12 protein-coding genes and 4 pseudogenes are annotated in these 15,866 nt (G+C 46.8%); all 16 read right to left on the bottom strand.

What is annotated here, in order from left to right:
• Window positions 1-111: 111 nt before the first annotated feature.
• Complete coding sequence (locus tag ACTQ50_RS17980; RefSeq protein WP_002584949.1) at window positions 112-1,332, bottom strand: MFS transporter; 1,221 nt, start codon at window positions 1,330-1,332, stop codon at window positions 112-114.
• 1,004 nt (window positions 1,333-2,336) lie between these two features.
• Window positions 2,337-2,603 (bottom strand): VirB6/TrbL-like conjugal transfer protein, CD1112 family, encoded by a 267-nt coding sequence (locus ACTQ50_RS17975; RefSeq protein WP_441044227.1) that lies wholly within the window; start codon window positions 2,601-2,603, stop codon window positions 2,337-2,339.
• A gap of 73 nt (window positions 2,604-2,676) precedes the next feature.
• Window positions 2,677-2,772, bottom strand: a pseudogene (locus ACTQ50_RS17970) (Maff2 family mobile element protein); the annotation flags it as partial.
• A gap of 86 nt (window positions 2,773-2,858) precedes the next feature.
• On the bottom strand, window positions 2,859-4,472 hold the full coding sequence (locus ACTQ50_RS17965; protein WP_009255332.1) for a recombinase family protein: 1,614 nt from the start codon (window positions 4,470-4,472) through the stop codon (window positions 2,859-2,861).
• A gap of 110 nt (window positions 4,473-4,582) precedes the next feature.
• On the bottom strand, window positions 4,583-4,744 hold the full coding sequence (locus ACTQ50_RS17960) for a transposon-encoded TnpW family protein (RefSeq protein WP_441485324.1): 162 nt from the start codon (window positions 4,742-4,744) through the stop codon (window positions 4,583-4,585).
• 46 nt (window positions 4,745-4,790) lie between these two features.
• Complete coding sequence (locus ACTQ50_RS17955; protein ID WP_009255334.1) at window positions 4,791-5,633, bottom strand: ATP-binding protein; 843 nt, start codon at window positions 5,631-5,633, stop codon at window positions 4,791-4,793.
• Window positions 5,630-5,950, bottom strand: a pseudogene (locus ACTQ50_RS17950) (phage replisome organizer N-terminal domain-containing protein); the annotation flags it as partial. The gene ACTQ50_RS17955 and the pseudogene ACTQ50_RS17950, both read right to left, overlap by 4 nt.
• Window positions 5,951-6,047: 97 nt before the next feature.
• Window positions 6,048-7,130, bottom strand: coding sequence for a CD1107 family mobile element protein (locus ACTQ50_RS17945; RefSeq protein ID WP_441044216.1), 1,083 nt, complete (start codon window positions 7,128-7,130; stop codon window positions 6,048-6,050).
• The gene (locus ACTQ50_RS17940) at window positions 7,120-7,377 is read right to left on the bottom strand and encodes a DUF4315 family protein (protein WP_168934190.1); all 258 of its coding nucleotides are present in this window, start codon (window positions 7,375-7,377) and stop codon (window positions 7,120-7,122) included. The genes ACTQ50_RS17945 and ACTQ50_RS17940 overlap by 11 nt, the downstream gene beginning before the upstream one ends.
• Before the next feature lie 13 nt (window positions 7,378-7,390).
• Window positions 7,391-9,145 carry a C40 family peptidase gene (locus tag ACTQ50_RS17935; RefSeq protein WP_441044215.1) on the bottom strand — a complete coding sequence of 585 codons (1,755 nt, stop codon included), beginning with the start codon at window positions 9,143-9,145 and terminating at the stop codon, window positions 7,391-7,393.
• 3 nt (window positions 9,146-9,148) lie between these two features.
• Window positions 9,149-9,526, bottom strand: a pseudogene (locus ACTQ50_RS17930) (VirB4-like conjugal transfer ATPase, CD1110 family); the annotation flags it as partial.
• Between the two features lie 106 nt (window positions 9,527-9,632).
• On the bottom strand, window positions 9,633-11,561 hold the full coding sequence (ltrA, locus tag ACTQ50_RS17925; RefSeq protein WP_227163054.1) for a group II intron reverse transcriptase/maturase: 1,929 nt from the start codon (window positions 11,559-11,561) through the stop codon (window positions 9,633-9,635).
• A 22-nt stretch (window positions 11,562-11,583) separates the two neighbouring features.
• Window positions 11,584-11,808 (bottom strand): annotated as a pseudogene (locus ACTQ50_RS17920) (replication initiator protein A); the annotation flags it as partial.
• Between the two features lie 1,193 nt (window positions 11,809-13,001).
• Window positions 13,002-14,396: a tyrosine-type recombinase/integrase gene (locus ACTQ50_RS17915; RefSeq protein ID WP_441485323.1), complete on the bottom strand. Its 1,395-nt coding sequence runs from the start codon at window positions 14,394-14,396 to the stop codon at window positions 13,002-13,004.
• A gap of 3 nt (window positions 14,397-14,399) precedes the next feature.
• Window positions 14,400-15,350: an excisionase family DNA-binding protein gene (locus ACTQ50_RS17910; protein WP_441485322.1), complete on the bottom strand. Its 951-nt coding sequence runs from the start codon at window positions 15,348-15,350 to the stop codon at window positions 14,400-14,402.
• Between the two features lie 115 nt (window positions 15,351-15,465).
• On the bottom strand, window positions 15,466-15,645 hold the full coding sequence (locus ACTQ50_RS17905; protein ID WP_297872936.1) for a helix-turn-helix domain-containing protein: 180 nt from the start codon (window positions 15,643-15,645) through the stop codon (window positions 15,466-15,468).
• Window positions 15,646-15,866: the final 221 nt, after the last annotated feature.

Here is a 15,866-nt window from a genome sequence, read left to right as displayed (position 1 = left end):
TTTAATACATTCAGAGGATTTGCCTCGATGATATACCTTGTTGCTGGCAAGTTACAGCTGGCTGTGCCACGCCCCTTTTGACCCTTATCCACTAAAATTGGAGTTGAACCATTATTGCGTATTGTCAATCTCTCTCAAACCGGGTAGTAAAAATACGGCAAGCGCAACGATGATAATGCCAATTCCGCAAATGACAAACCATTTCTCAACTCCCAGCCGCTCCGCCAGAGGCCCGGAAATGACAAGGCCAAACGGCATGGCGAGGGAAGCGGCGCTTGTCAGTAGAGAAAAAACTCTCCCCAGATATTCTGGTTTGACCGTTTCTTGAAAAATCGCATTTTGCACACCGTAAAATGGAGCGGAAATTCCCATAACAGTACAGCACACAACAAAGACAAGAAATGCGTCTGGCGGCAAAAGCCCGGAGAGCATATTGCTAACGCCCATCAGGAGAACGGAAAGACCGATGGTGTACCGCCGTTTCTTAAAACCGCCCCAAATGCTCAGAATGACTCCGCCAAGCAGCATACCAACCGCAAAAGCAATTTCAGCGGCAGAGGCATGGGCCGGTGTTCCTTTGAAGTATGACATACAGATGAGAGGAAAAAGCGTACTGATTGGCATATAAAAGAACATATAAATTACACCAATCCAGAGCAGAGCAAAGAGGCCCCTGTTTTGCTTTAATACCACATACCCCTCTTTCATATCCTGTAAAAACTGTTGTCTTTTCGTTTCTGGACATAGTTCAGGCGTTGGTATGGACGAAATCGCAACAGTCACACAGGCAAGGATTGCACCCACAATATCTAACAATATAATTGCATTAAGAGGCCAAACAGCATATAAAAACGCTGCGGCAGCTGGACTGATAATCGCACTTACTGCTTGCATGGTCTGCGTGTAACCAGCGCATTTTGTAAGTTCCTCTTTTGGCACAATCATAGGTGTTGCTGCGCTGAATGCTGGAGAATGAAAAGCAGTTCCCGCACTTCGGATTAACAGGACAACCATAATAGACCATACGGGCAATTCCATGTAAAACGCCACCAGCGCCAGAATACCGCCAGCGGCGGCAATTATCAAATCCGCACCAATCATTACGCTTTTACGGCTGTGCCGGTCAACAAAAGCACCTGCAAACGGGCCTAAACAGGCTTGCGGCAAAAATCCAATCAGTGTTGCCGCCGTCAATATGATTGCAGAATTAGTTTTCGCAACCAAATAAAAGATAATGGCCATTTGCAAAATACCGCTGCTAATAAAGGATATTGCTTGTCCGGCAAGAAGTGTAAAATAAGTTTTTCTCCATGAATTGTTGTTTTGGGTCATAATGCGAACCTCCTTTTTTATTGCATTGTTCCTTTGTTTCTGCAATAAAAAGCAGGCGTTGTCCCACAGAGAGGGCAGACGCCTGCATAACAACAAAGCACGAAAAAACACCACGATACAGTTCAAAGACTGCTCGTGTCAAACCTACGTGTTCCTTTGCATACGCACGCAAAAAAAGCCCACCATCATGTGGAAAGGTACTTCTACTTTTTATTGCTTATTAGCGTACACAAATTAACACACGTAAGCCTCCTTCCAATCTCAAACTGTCGCACAGTATAACACACATCCGATAGACTTGTCAACCATTTTTAACCTTGTTTTCCATCTTGTTTTTCCATCTCTTACGGGCAGTAGCAAAGCCAGGCGAGCCAGTCAACGGTCAAGATGAACGGCGCTTTCAGCGCCGCCGTTGACAGTCTCGCCCGTCTTTGCTAATGGGTAATCAAGGCGGGAAAGCCATTTTAGGGCTTTCCCGCCCATTTCAATTTTGGGAGAAGAAAGGCCCCAAAATGAACGAGTGCGGCCAAACACTTTTAGGGATTGGCCACCTTGTCCACCCATCCAGCGGGGCGGCGGGGAACGGTCAAGGCCGGGCGTCAGCCCATTCATTTCAGCCTTGACGGTTTCCTGCCGTCCTGCTACTTTTCCCGGAGTGTGGCCACACATCTGGTCACGGTGTCCAGAGCTTTGGGACTTTTTGTCCCATAGGCCGGGGGCGGAGGACGAGGGACGGGGGCTTTCATAATACGCCCTGTCTGCTGCTGAAATCAGCCCTTTGTTTCCGGCTTACCAGCCCCAAACAAAGCCCTGCTTTCCTGCCGCGTCAAATGCCCTTGCCCTCCCCGGCGGCAACGGTATTTTCAGGGCAACGCCGACAGAGCGTATAACACACTACACTTTGCTCCGCAAAGTCGTGTGCCAAATGGGGCGCTGCCCCCTTTGGAAACCCCCGCAACAAACAGGTGCTATGCACCCAGCCGGGAGCATAGCGCCGTTTGTTGTCAGCAGCCCGTTTCACGGTCTGCGTGTAGTTCCTTGTAAACTGACCTAAAGGTAATGATAACGCCCGCAATCGGCACAATGACGTTTTCCGATAGGCTGCGTATCATATTGAATATGCCCGCGTTCCACCCGGCGGGGGTTGTGCCGACTTGCGTTGCGATTTCTCCAACCTCTGTATTTACGCTGTCGAACAGCCCGGAGAGATTAGAGAGTATTCCGTCTGTCAAAATGCCGCGAAACCAATCTTCAATCATCTGCCATATCAAAAGCTAATCCCTCCTTTCCCGCGCCCTCCCGCGTGAAGCGGGAGAGCGCGGCGGGTAGTGTTAGTTTGTGGCATTATCCAAACAGGCCGGAGAGCAGCGGGACAAGGGTAAGGCCGATAAGGGCAACGCCGCCGCCCGCCATCAACTGTTTCATGCCCTGCGACTTTGCTTATGTGTGATAAAGAAGTAATAGAAGTGTAAAAAATTTTGCCGTTCCTATCCGGCACTTGCGCAGGGTGTCGGATAGGTCGGGCTTTATTCTTCGGGCAAGTCAATCTTGCCTACAAAGCTGTAATAAATATCAATGCGCTGGCGGCGTACTTCGTTCTCGTCATACTCACATTCATAAACAACGATTTTCTCCACCATTTCACGCAAAAGAGTGTGTGTCAGTTCTTCGATAGAAAGGTACTTGCGGACAACGCTCATAAACTTTTCAGCGTTTACCGTGGCTTCCTGTGCCTTGTCCAGCTCGCCCTGCAAAGCGGCGGCTCTGTCTTTCAGTTCCCGCTGCTCGGCTTCGTAGTCTGCGGACATTTCCATGAAACGCTCATCACTGATTTTCCCGTTTACATTGTCCTCATACAGACGCTTGATGTAGCGGGAAAGTTCTGCAATGCGGCTCTGCACCTGTTCAAGCTGCTTGGCTGCCGCCGCCAGCTTCCGCTTGCCGCCCATTTCATTCTGCTGGATAAGCAGCTTCACGAACCGGGCTTCGTGCTTCTGTGCATAGGCGGTCACTTTCCGCAGATTGTCCAGCACACCCGCCGTCAAAAGGTCGGTGCGAATGAAGTGCGCCGTACAGTCGGCGGTGCGCTTCTTATAGCTGCCGCAGATGTAGCAATCCTGCTTTCTCTTGTCGGTCTGATACCGCTGCTGGTACATCACATGACCGCAGTCGGCGCAGAACAGCAAGCCGGAGAACAAGCCCACATCATCGTAGCGGTTGGGGCGTTTGCGCTGCTTGCGTAACTCCTGCACCCGTTCCCATGTCTGCAAGTCGATGATTGGCTCATGGTGGTTCTCGAAAATCGCCTGTTTCTCAATGGGATTGTCTATGCTGTGCTTCATCTTGTAGGACGGTTTTTCCGTCTTGAAGTTCACAAGACAGCCTGTGTACTCCCGGTTTTCCAGAAGATGAACAACAGTATTGGTCGCCCACTTACATTCATAGCCGGGGTGGTAGCGGCGTGTGCTGCCTGTGCGCTGGTATTCCAGCGTCCCCGGCGTGGGGATTTGCTGCTCGGTCAGCATACGGGCTATCTTGGTAGGCCCGTTTCCGGCAAGGCAAAGCTGGTAAATCTGCTTGACTACCGGGGCGGCTTCCTCGTCAATGATGAAATTCTCGTCATCGTCCATGAGGTAGCCGTACACGGGCTTGCTGGTAACAGGCTTTCCGCTTAGACCTTTTGCTTTCTTAACTGCCTTGATTTTTTTGCTCGTATCTCTCACCATCCATTCGTTGAAAAGATTACGCAGCGGGGTAAAATCGTTGTCGCCCATTGCGCTGTCCACTCCGTCATTGATAGCGATAAAGCGGACGCCTTTCTGTGGGAAAAGCATTTCTGTGTACATTCCCACTTGGAGATAATTTCGCCCTAAACGTGACATATCCTTGACTATGACTGTGCCGACTTTTCCGGCTTCAATGTCTGCAAGCATGGCTTGAAACCCGGGTCTTTGGAAGTTCGCACCACTATAACCATCGTCCGTGTACCAGCAGAGATTGGTAAAGCCGTTCTGCTTGGCGTAGGTTTCTAAAATGCGCTTTTGGTTGGATATAGAGTTGCTCTCCCCCTGCAATTCATCTTCATGGGATAATCTCGGATAAAGGGCGGTAATAAGGTTTTGGGTTGTCTGTCTTAACATGGTTTCCTCCGTTTCTGACAGCCAGCCCCACTATTCCGTACTTCGATTGTACCACATGGCGGGGCGGCGTGTATAGCGGCAAAATGTGAAAAATGCTTCTTTACCGCCCGTCATATTGCCGATTTTTGTGTAGCAGCTTCCGCTTCCAGCACCTTAGCCATTTTGTCGGCTGCGTTTTCCGTGGCACTCTGCTTGAAAAAGCCGGACACCACAAGAACAGAGTTCCCTATGCGGATTTCCGTCACGCAGTCGGCGGGTGCGGTGCTTTTCATGCTGTGTTTGATATGCTCTTTTTTATCGGTCATAGGCAAACTCCTTTCAATCGTTCATCAGCTTTTTCAGCCGTTCCATTTTCTCCTGTGCCTTTTCCCTGCGGAAATTCACGCCGGAGCAGCAGACAGGGGTACACATCTCTGTTACCCGGTCATAAATCCGCTTGTGGGCTGTGTCCGGGGGATTGTTCAGCTCGTCAAGGCTTAGATTGGTCGTGACGATCAGCGGCTTTTCGCTTCGGTAACGACTGTCAATCACATTGTAGACCTGCTCTAAGCCGTACTCTGTTCCACGCTCCATTCCAAAATCATCAAGAATAAGCAGCGGATAGCGGCAGAGCTTGGAAATATATTCGTTCCTGCCCTCAAAGGTGGCGGCAAGGTCATTGAGGACAGCGGCGAAGTTCGTCATTTTTACGGAGATTTCCTGCTCCATGAGGGCGTTTGCAATGCACCCGGCAAGGTAGCTTTTGCCTGTGCCGACGCTGCCCCAGAGCAGATAGCCGATGTTCCCGGCTTTCATGTCCTCCCAATGCTCCACATAGAAACGGGCGGTTTTCATCTGCGGGTTTCTGCCGTTGTCATTGGCAAAAGTCCATTCCCGCATAGCCGGGTCGGTAAAGCCCAGGCGTTTCAGTTCTTCTACCTTGTCCCGGTGCTTTCTCTGCTGTTCGGCGGCTTCACGCTCCATGCGCTGCGCCCGCTGGCAGTCACACTCTGCCGGGTGTCGGTCACGCCCGAACAGGGCAACCTTATCAGCCGGAAAATAGGCTTCTTTCGGTGTCCGGCACTTGCCGCAGTAGAGTAGACCGTCCTCACCTGTGTAGTCCTCCGGCTCGGCGGTGGCTGCTGGTATCTGTAAACTCATATCTTCAAAAGCTGGTTTCATAGACTTTCTCCCTCCTTGTAGCTGTAATCGGGTATGCCCTTTTTCGGGGCAGCTTTAGCGGTATCGTCAGCCGCCCATCTGCGGATAGTGGCGGCATGGTTCTTGTATTTCCTCCCGGTAGAAGCGATATAGCCGGATAGCCGGTCAATGTAATACTCCCATTTGTCGGGCAGTTCTGCTTTCAGTTCAGAAAGCTCTGTATCTGTCAAAATCACATTTTTATATCTGCCGTAAGCTGCGGGGGCGGCTCGTCCCGGTTTTAACTCTCTCTCTTTTTCTATCTCTATATCTATCTCTTTCTTTATCTCTATGCTTTCTTTTATTATAGCGGTTTGTCTCCCAATATCAAACCCAAATAAAAGAGCTATGTAAAGGCAATCCGAAGATTGCCCCAGGCATCATGCCTGTTACGGATTATACCGGTTCGTTGTCCTCCTCATCAGTGGCAAAGTCAACATCATCGTCGTCCTCAAATTCCTCGCTGTAGCCGTAGTCCTCATCATCGTCTACATAGTCCGCATCAGGGTCAGGCTTCGCAGCTTCTTTTTCTTTCTTCTTTTCCTGTAACTTCTTAAAGGCGAAGAAACCACCGCCGCCAGCAAGGGCAAGCAGAGCAAGGATAGCCGGAATCATATTCGTCTTAGGCTTCTCCTCAGGCGCAGGCTCTGTGACCTCAGGCTCCGGTTCCGTCTCGGTCGGTTCTGGAGTGGTTCCAACCACAGGTTCGGTATACTTGGCAGCTTCTTCCTCGCTCATCAGCATCAAAAGGTCGGCTTCGTCCACCTGATTCAAGAAGTGAACGGTCTCGTTTCCTTCATCGTCACGGTCGATGATGATATAAAAGTAATTGCCGTTCTTTGTGACCGCAGTAATGAATTGTTTGCCGGTTTTGTCAGGCGAGCCGACATCATCAACCAGTGTCAGGTTGCCATCGGGAGTGAGGGCAGATTCGCTGGCATCCGCCCCGGTGTCCATATTCTGCATGAACATATTCATGAACATCATAAGCAGTGCCATATCCATTTCGCTGTTCTGCTCGGCTTCCTCAATCAGCTCCAGATAGTCACCGTGTACATAGCCATGCTTTTCGGGAACGGTGATTTCATACCAGTCTCCCTCGGTCCCGATCACCTTTACTTCCTCGCCGGGACGAAGCTGGTCGATGATCTCATAATCCATGCCTGCACCGGTACGCACATTTAGCCGGGAACCGTTCGTGACCACCTTGCCGGTTCCCATGCCATCGTCCTCGGTTTTCCCGGCATCATACTTCCAGTCCTCGCCGTTGAAAGAAAATACCACAGTACCATCTTCATCTACGGATACGCTGTAAGGAAGCTCTTCCGCAGTCTGAACCGTGGTTTCCGCAGGGGCAGTTTCCACGGTTTCGATACTGGAAGCCGCTGTCTCATCCGTATAGGCGAAAGCGGTTGTCGAAAACACGCTCATGCAAAGCACAGCCGCCAGAAAAGCGGCACACAGTCTTTTAATCTTCATTCTGCATCTCCTCCTCGTTCATAGCGTTGATTGTCTCAGGCTTCGGAGCCATATCCGCAGCAAACATACGGAGCAGCTCAGAAAGCTGGTCAGGGGTCAGGTTCGCAGCGTGAACCATTTCATGGATTTCGGAGTTTTCCTCCTCACGGTATCTGCGTTCCAGGTCTTTTACTCTGGCATCCCATTCAGCCCGTTTCCTGCGGGCTTTCTCAAGGTCTGCACCGATTCTGTCTAATTTGGCACCCAATAGAATGTCCTCCTTAATTTTGGATTCTGCCGAAGCAGTAAAAATGCTGTTGCCAGTAACTTGTTTCAATCGAAGCATAAGAGATCGGGTTTCCACAGTGAATCATCATCCCATTGCCGACATAAATACCAACATGCGATGCACCGGAGGTATCATAGGTGTCTTGGAAGAAGATGAGGTCTCCCGGCCTTGCAGAGCTTCGAGGGATAATATCACATACACCCATCAAACCGTTTGCGGTCAATCTGCCAACGCTCCAGCCATTGCCGCAGTTATTGATGACCCACGAAACAAAACCGGAGCAGTCAAAGGAAGTGGAGGGACTGCTTCCACCCCAGACATACGGGTATCCCAGATACTTCTCAGCTTCCCGGATCATGTTGGCAAAGCGGGTATCCGTCAGAGCTTCGCCCGGAATATCATAGTCGGTGTATTCGCCGGTGACTGCATAAATGTCGTCCCCGAAGATGTCCGGGCGGTTCCCGCTTGTCTGGAGGAGTACACGGTATCGCTCCAATTCATCCTCTGTCAGACCGGAGCTTCCGATCACACGGTTCAATCCCTTGTTTACCAGCTTCACATTCAGGATATAATACTCATACTCAACCTCAACTTCGTACTCGTATTCCTCCGTCGTGGTCTCGCCGGTTTCCGGGTCTGTGGATGTCGAGGTGCCGGTACGGGTCTCTGTACGGGTTCGGATTTCCACTTCTTCTGTCAAAATTAACTCATACTGCTGATCGAACAGCCACCGCAGAGTGCTTTGCACTTCTTCACGGGCGTAATCCTCAAACTTCACAGTCAGATATGCCGCCAGCTCATAGGGATTGTGGTTGATCTCATCAAGGTCATAACGGTATTCATCGTAACCGCTGTGAGTGCGCTCGATGTTGTTGATCTGATTTCTCAGGGCAGCTTCCATCGCCTTATAATCATTGTCTGCCCCGATGATGTCCTCGTCCTCGGCAGTAAAGGAAGTCCCCAGAATCACCTGCGTCCCTCCCTGAAACATGGCAGTGCAGGACGAGAACATACTGCAAATAAGCATAAAAAGCAGTCCCGCCGCCAGAACAAGCAGAATGACTTTGGAGTGCGTGGTGCAAAACTCCGTGGCTCTTTCTGTGATTGTCTTGGCTCCCTGGGCTGCTTTTTCCGCACCCTTGGCAGCTGTTGTCTTTGCCGTACTGTTACCGGCTTTGGCAGCTGCATATTCTTTCTTGATTGCCTGTTTCTGCTGCCAGCGGGAAAACGGGTTGGAACCTGCATTGGGATTATCCTTCTTGAACTTTTCATAAAGGGCATCCACATTGGCTTTGTCTGACTTTTGCACCAACTTATCGGCCTTATCATGGGCTTTCAGTTTGTGGCTGTAGATGGCGTGATCGACGGTGTAGGCAGTGGATTCCACTGCCTTTGTCGTTTCCTGTGCGGACTGAACACCGACATTATCATCTTCATACTCCGATACCGCCCGATGCACCTTGGATGTGAGGGTCACAGCCGTACCACGGGTAGCAAGCTGTTTTGCCGAAGATGGGCGATCCGTAGCCACGCTGTTGTCCGCCTTGCCGAAACGGAGCTTTGCCTTCCGGGAACCGGCGGCATCCGTTTCCTGACGCAGCTTGGTTGCCTTCTTTTTGGAAGCCAGCTTATCTACCGCTTTTTCTGCTTTGTCAGCCGCTTTATCCGCACGGTCAGCAGCTTTCTTCACCTGAGAATCCGCAAGGTCATCTTCGGTGAAGCGGAGTCGTGTCGGTTTCTTCGCCATGCCTTACGCCTCCTTTGTTGCCACCACCTCATTCAGCTTCGTGGTCATAATGCGGTAGAGTTCCGTATCGGTCGGGAACCGGTCAATGAACGGCAGGATCACATTGCCATAAAACAGAAGCCCTTCGCCCTCGCCGGAATTGGTCACATAGGACAGCTGGTGGGGAGAGATATTCAGACGCTTCGCCAGAATCCCTCTGTCCTCGCTTGCCTGATTCAGCATATAAATGAAGTCGGAATTTTCGAGGATATTGGCAATCTCCGGGGAACGAAGCAGGTCTTTGACATTCTGGGTGATGCCGGTGGGCAGGCCGCCCCATTTACGGAATCGCTTCCAGATTTCTACGGAATAGGTTGCTGTCTGCTCCTCCTTCAAAAGCAATGCCGATAGGTCAGACCCTTGCGGGTCTTTCGCCCCGGCCCACACCGTGCAAGCAACTTTCATTGCACACGGCGTTCCATGGGATAAGTCTTTATTGCTAATACAGTTACTTCAAAGTCTGGTTAATTGTTATAAGGTTAACTGCTTCCAATCCTGCTTTGGCTCTCCATTTGTTAAGCTTGGCAATCTTGGCAGGTGCCCTGCAATCGAATAAATCAATGAGGGACTTGATGATTTTCACGTCAGTAGAATAGATAAGGCGCTTTATATCCTTGTGAACGATTCTGAGGTTGGCATATTCATCCGTACCACCTTGGCTTGGTGGATTAAGATATATGCACTCCACATCCTCAAACGCAAGGGACACCTTTGAGAGTTCACACTTACCTTTAGATGCCACAAATCGTGACAGGCGGTTATCACAAAATTCGATACTATGTTTCGTATCGTTGTCTCTGCTTAACTTCAACAGCGTTTCTCCGTATTTAGATTTAGCAAGCATGCGGTGAATACGTTCACGTCCCTGTGGGGTGTAACGATTGGTGTCCACTTGGAAGAACATCGGATTCTGCGTTCTGCAGTAAGCTACAGGAACAACAATCATTCCATTGATATATCTAACCTGCTTCGACTCCCCATACTTCTGATAGAAATATTCGTCCATTGCACCTTTCAATGTCGGTGGTCTTTCCTTGGAGAGGTCTGCACGACTGTTCAGTCTCGTCTTCATGGTTATATCAATCGACGGGAACAGTCTGTGAACATCCGCATTTATCATGGTAGCCATGTTATAGTACTGGTGCATACCAATAACTGCTTGGTTGTATCTGATGAGGTCATCGTGCTGTGATTGTTCACTCTCATGAGATTTACAGGCTTGAGCCATGGCATTTTTCAACTTCGCTTGTTGAGAATTGATGGCTTTGTCGGTCATATGAGACTTGATAGACCATTTCTTTCCCTTCTTGTAAAGCTTAAATTTTATGCCGAGGAAGTCGCTGTAGCCTTTGGTAAGATTCGTAATTCGTGACTTATCTGGAGAGGTTTCCAGCTTTAGTCTGTCCATCAGCCATTGCTCGACCGCATGCTTCAGCTTGACAGCGTCAGAATACGACTTGCAAAATATCTTGAAATCATCCGCATATCTCACTATGTGACACTCTTTCAAGCGGGACTGTCGCAACTTCTTGTACAGGTTTCCTTTATTCGGAGTGCCATTTTTGTTCATATAAATATCGCTTTTCAGAGGATGCTTTGCAGGCATTTCCTCCCATTGACTGGCTATCCACCAGTCAAGCTCATTCAGAACAATATTTGCCAGTAATGGACTAAGTACACCACCCTGAGGCGTGCCTTTATCGGGTACCGTTCTAACCCCGTTTTCTTCAATGGGGGCTTTCAGCATCTTTCCTATCAAGGAAATCAGCCTTTTATCCCGAATTCCCAACGTCCATATCTGTTTCAGTAGCTTCCCATGGTCAACGTTATCAAAGAATCCCTTGATATCTACATCAACTACATAGTGGAATCCGTCCACCTGCGCCAGTTTGTAACACACGGCAACGGCATTCTTAGTGCTACGATTCGGTCTGAAACCATAGCTGTGCCGATAAAACTTGGCTTCGCATATAGGCTCCATAACCTGCAATACGCTTTGTTGTACAATCCTATCTATTACAGTAGGAATTCCTAATGGTCGCATTTTTCCATTCGGCTTTGGGATATACACCCTTCTGACCGCTTTGGGTTGATAGTTAAGGATTTTGTCCCTAACGCATCGAACCAATGCTTCCTCTGACATCTCAGCTAAGTCCTTAAAGGTCTTACCGTCGACACCGGGCGTGTTGCTTCCTTTGTTTGATTTGAGATTACGATATGCCATTTTGATATTGGCATCTGAACCGATAATACTTATCAGATCCGTGAAAATCTTTTTGTTCGCACTATCCGCATATAATGCATCCTGTACTTCGACCATGCCGTAATACTCAGCATGACGGATAGCACTTTTCTTTAACAATTCCTTTCTTTGCATAGTCAACATCACCTCACTCTCGCAACGCACCTTTGATTTCTTCAATCGTGAAGATGATATAGACACGGCCTTCCTCGTCCAGCCAACCGTTCCGGGCTGAGAGGTTCATGCGGTCAAGCAGAATACCGTAAAGCAGCTTGGCATCGGTTGATACATTCCAGAAGCAATCCTCGGTGAATAGCACCTTCGGAACACGGTAGAATGCGAACATCTCCGCTTGCTGCCCATAGAAATAATCATACGTCACTCATCCTCACCACCTCTTTCTGCGGGAAATACTCTTTTTTCAGAGGGGTTCTGCGGAAAGTCGTATCCTTCAGTTTATACGGACATCTGACAAAATAGCAGAAGCGGTACTTCCATCGGGGTTGATAATACTCGCAGTCTTTGCAACATTTCGGCTTGTCACGGCGATTGCGTTCATACTCATACATATCAACGCACCCCCACTTCCTTCATAATCTTCCTGGTACACCAGCCGATGCAGGGATGATCCCGCCCATAAGGACAACCTTCACATTCCGACTTCGGCTTTGGGGATACGGAGATTAAGTAGTAACAATTTTCTTCGCCCAGACAGCAGCCCGTTTTATTGTTTTTCCAAAAATGACAGTAGCGGCAGTCGTTTGGCTTGTCTGGGGAATAGACGATTTTACTCAAAAATCAAACCTCCAATCTTTCAGATTTACCCATGAATTTTGGGCATAAAAAAAGAGCGTCTATCCATCCCCGATACAGGGGCAAATAGACGCTCTATGTACATGGTAGTATTCAATTTTATTTCTTATAACGGCTTAGCACTCGGAACATCCGCCTTTTGAATTAGCAAGGTTTTTAGCACGTTTTTTCGCCTAATTAGCTGGAAGCGCATTTTCATTAGCAAAAACGGCCCTTTTTCTGCTAATGATTAGCAGAAATTTTTGTCTTATCACAGCAGTTCGATTTTTTAGGGCTTGTCAAAAATCAGAATTTGAAGTAAAATTTGAAAACATTATTTCGTCTCAGCAATCACACTGGAATTTGTTAAAAAAAGCCGAAAACCCTTGAAAACAAAGGCTTTCGGCGTTGTTAGCTGGCGTCCCAAAGAGGACTTGAACCTCCGACCCCACGCTTAGGAGCACCACGCTACGGTGTCAAACACAGTTAAGCGAAGTGCTCCTAAGTCAAGTAAAATCAAGGCTTTTTTCGGTTCCGAATCCCGTCCGAGACAATCCTTGTTATTCTTTGTTATTAGCTGTACACCCCTTTATGTTAGCAAACCATTGGCATTTGCCACCATTTGGGGAATGTTCACGAGAAAGTTCGAAAGCATAAATATCGATCACCGGAAACCTCTGACAAAACGGAAATGGTGAAACAATATTCAATTTTTCGAATCATTCTTTTTACAGATTTATTATACTACAAGAATATCAATTTGTTAAGAACTTTCGTCCACAACTATTTCTGCATACTCTTTGCAAGAGAGGATAGAAGAGCAGCCATTTCAGGATTAGATAATACTTTTGAAAGCAGCTCTGCATCCACCCCTTCCGGCACCTGTACTGTATTAGCAGCTGATGCTTCATGGATCTGCGGATCTAAGTTCTTTTTATTATAGAAAGCATCTTCAAATAATTCCGCATTCCTTCTTCTGTCATCATCTATGATATGAGAATAAACATCTGTAATCATATTGACCTGGGCATGACCGGAATCACCCTGAACAGCTTTGATATCCCCACCATTGAGTTTCAATTTGTAAGTAACACTGGTATGCCTTATACTGTGAAACACGACAGGTGGAAGATCGTGTTCTTCAATCAGCTTTTTTAATCCCTTTCTCACAAAAGATCCACTGACAGGAAGTCCATATGAAGTAGCCATGATCAGTCCATAATCCTGATATTCTTCCCCCAGAACTTCTTTGATTTCCTTCTGAGAGTTTTTCCAGTCTATCAGCATCATTGCCACACTCTTTGGTAAGAAGATTTTTCTTACGCTACTATCAGTTTTTGGAGTTTTTAAGATACGAACGGTTTTGCAACGTTTGCTTTCTTCCGGAAAAATCAATAACACATCTTTTCCATCTAATTCCTTAACAGCTTCTTTTGAAACACGCTGCAGCTCCTTATTCACATATATGTAGGCTCTTCCTTCTTGAATTGCTTCCAGAGAGATGTCTACACAATCCCATGTAAGACCCAACAGTTCACCAATACGAAGTGATCCGGCAAATGCCAAATTCAATGCAAGTTTTGTAAATTCATCATCACATACTTCGATTGCGTACATTAATTGTTCTGCTGTCCAGATTTCTCTTTTCTTTGCTTTATGCTTTGGAACTGTCGCATGGATACAAGGATTCTTTTCCATAAGCTCCCATTTTACAGCTTGATCAAAAGCACTGCGAAGAAGTTTATGGATATCTCGAATAGTACTTGTTCCTACCGTTTCATTTAATCTTTTTCCAAAGATTGGATTGATTACTGCAGGTGTTTTCAGCAATGTTTGGTAATACTTCTCCATGAATCGGGTATTAATCTCTGACAGTTTAGTATCTCCAATAATAGGGATAATATAATTCCGAATCAGCCCCACATTCCCTTCATATGTAGAAAGTGCCCATTTATCTTTTCCATATAATACGACATACTCTTCAATCAGTTCTTTGAGCAGCTTGCATTTTGGAACAGAGATGATTCCCATCTCAGCTCGATATTCAATCTCTTTCGCTCTTTTCTTTGCCTCTGCCTTCGTGTCATATGTTTCCCATTTCTGTCTGCGTTTTCCCTCACTGTCATTGTAATGATAGATCACACAAAACTTGTTTCCCCGTTTTTTAATTGATGCCATGTATTATTTCTCCTCCATATTCTCTCTGTAATTTAACCAGTCTTCAAATTCTGCTCTGGGTATCCGGACCAACTCTCCAATTTTTACAATTGTGTAATGCCCTTTGTTTGCCCAATAATCAATGGTCGGCTTTGACACTTTCGCAAGCATAGCAGCTTCTGCTCTGGTCAAATAGTTTTTATTCCCATTTCCTCTACGAACACCGGACTTAAAAAGTTTCTTTCTTCTGAAATCTGCCAGTGCCATGTTTTCTTCTGCGGCAACTTCTGAATATTCAATGCGAGCATCCAAGTGATATCGATCCTGTCCGTCTAAAAATCTCTGAAAGCTTTCTTTCGTAATTCTTTTCTTATCCGCAATTACCACAAAATCAAAGAACTCTTTATAATTGGGATTATTTAAAATGGAATAAACTGTACTTCGTGTAGTCCCAAGTAATCGTGCCATTTCCGGCATCGTAATTGTTGCAGCTTCTGCAGCCAAATCTTTTTCACGATCAGCTCTGGTTCGGTAACGTGACTGGCTGGCATACCATTTATCAAATGCTTTTTTGGGAATACGCTTCCAATAGTCCACCGTAACAGTTTCAATATTTTCACGTTTTAAAATGTCGTATAAGACACTGTCTGTGACACCAAGTTCCTGTGCTAACTCCTGTGGGGAGTAAGACCATGCTTTCAATTCTTTCCCCGGTTCTTCGCCATTTACTTTTTTGTATTTCACCTGATTGGCATACCATTTCTCAAAGCTGGCAATATCTATCCAAGTCTTTCCTAATACAACTTTTGTTTTGAAGAATCCTTTATGAAGCAGCCAGTAGCGATCCGTCTTCTTTATTCCAAGCAGATCTCCCATTTCATGAACAGTCATCATTGTTCGTTTTTCTGATTCTTTTCTTTGATAAGGACTATTCTTAGCAATCTCATTTGCAACTTCATGAAATTCTGCATCCATCTGTTCACTGATCACAAGCCACATCCCCCTTTCTGTTTCATGTAATATAACGCATAATGCGAAATAATTTTAGTCTGTCAATGATGGTAAAATCATTTCGACCACAAAGAGAGCTTTACTCAGATTCTTCATTCTCATCAAGCCAGGCATCAAAACTCTTCTTGGAAATTCTGTATTTTCCTCCAACTAAGATCCAACGAAATTCATTTTTTTTCAAAAGATCATAAACAGACGGTCTGCTCACTCCTAAAATCTCCTGTAAATCTTTCACTGTATAACATCTTTTTTCTGACATCGTTCATTACCTCTTTCTTTCATATAGAAGGAGATTACTTACTCCTCTATATATCCCAATCCGAAAAGAGGCTTATACAACATGTCTTAGTAAATATTTGTCAAAATAAGGTAAGCGATGAATAACCACCCGTGTACGACTCCCAGGAGACCTCAGATAGGAAGGTCCCCTCGATTTTCAGGTAGTATTTTTTCTGTATCTGTTATTCCTGAACAGTTTTC

It is taken from the genome of Blautia sp. Sow4_E7 (genome assembly GCF_052116245.1).
Lineage (GTDB): Bacteria > Bacillota > Clostridia > Lachnospirales > Lachnospiraceae > Blautia_A.
Note: the sequence above shows the minus strand (reverse complement) of the source record. Positions and strands in the feature narration are given on the sequence as shown.

Coding starts and splice junctions, on each gene's coding strand:
- ACTQ50_RS17955 (WP_009255334.1), bottom strand. CDS start 5,633: ATGAAACCAGCTTTTGAAGATATGAGTTTACAGATACCAGCAGCCACC.
- ACTQ50_RS17965 (WP_009255332.1), bottom strand. CDS start 4,472: ATGTTAAGACAGACAACCCAAAACCTTATTACCGCCCTTTATCCGAGA.
- ltrA (WP_227163054.1), bottom strand. CDS start 11,561: ATGCAAAGAAAGGAATTGTTAAAGAAAAGTGCTATCCGTCATGCTGAG.
- ACTQ50_RS17945 (WP_441044216.1), bottom strand. CDS start 7,130: ATGAAGATTAAAAGACTGTGTGCCGCTTTTCTGGCGGCTGTGCTTTGC.
- ACTQ50_RS17980 (WP_002584949.1), bottom strand. CDS start 1,332: ATGACCCAAAACAACAATTCATGGAGAAAAACTTATTTTACACTTCTT.
- ACTQ50_RS17915 (WP_441485323.1), bottom strand. CDS start 14,396: ATGGCATCAATTAAAAAACGGGGAAACAAGTTTTGTGTGATCTATCAT.
- ACTQ50_RS17935 (WP_441044215.1), bottom strand. CDS start 9,145: ATGGCGAAGAAACCGACACGACTCCGCTTCACCGAAGATGACCTTGCG.
- ACTQ50_RS17905 (WP_297872936.1), bottom strand. CDS start 15,645: ATGTCAGAAAAAAGATGTTATACAGTGAAAGATTTACAGGAGATTTTA.
- ACTQ50_RS17910 (WP_441485322.1), bottom strand. CDS start 15,350: ATGGATGCAGAATTTCATGAAGTTGCAAATGAGATTGCTAAGAATAGT.
- ACTQ50_RS17960 (WP_441485324.1), bottom strand. CDS start 4,744: ATGAAAAGCACCGCACCCGCCGACTGCGTGACGGAAATCCGCATAGGG.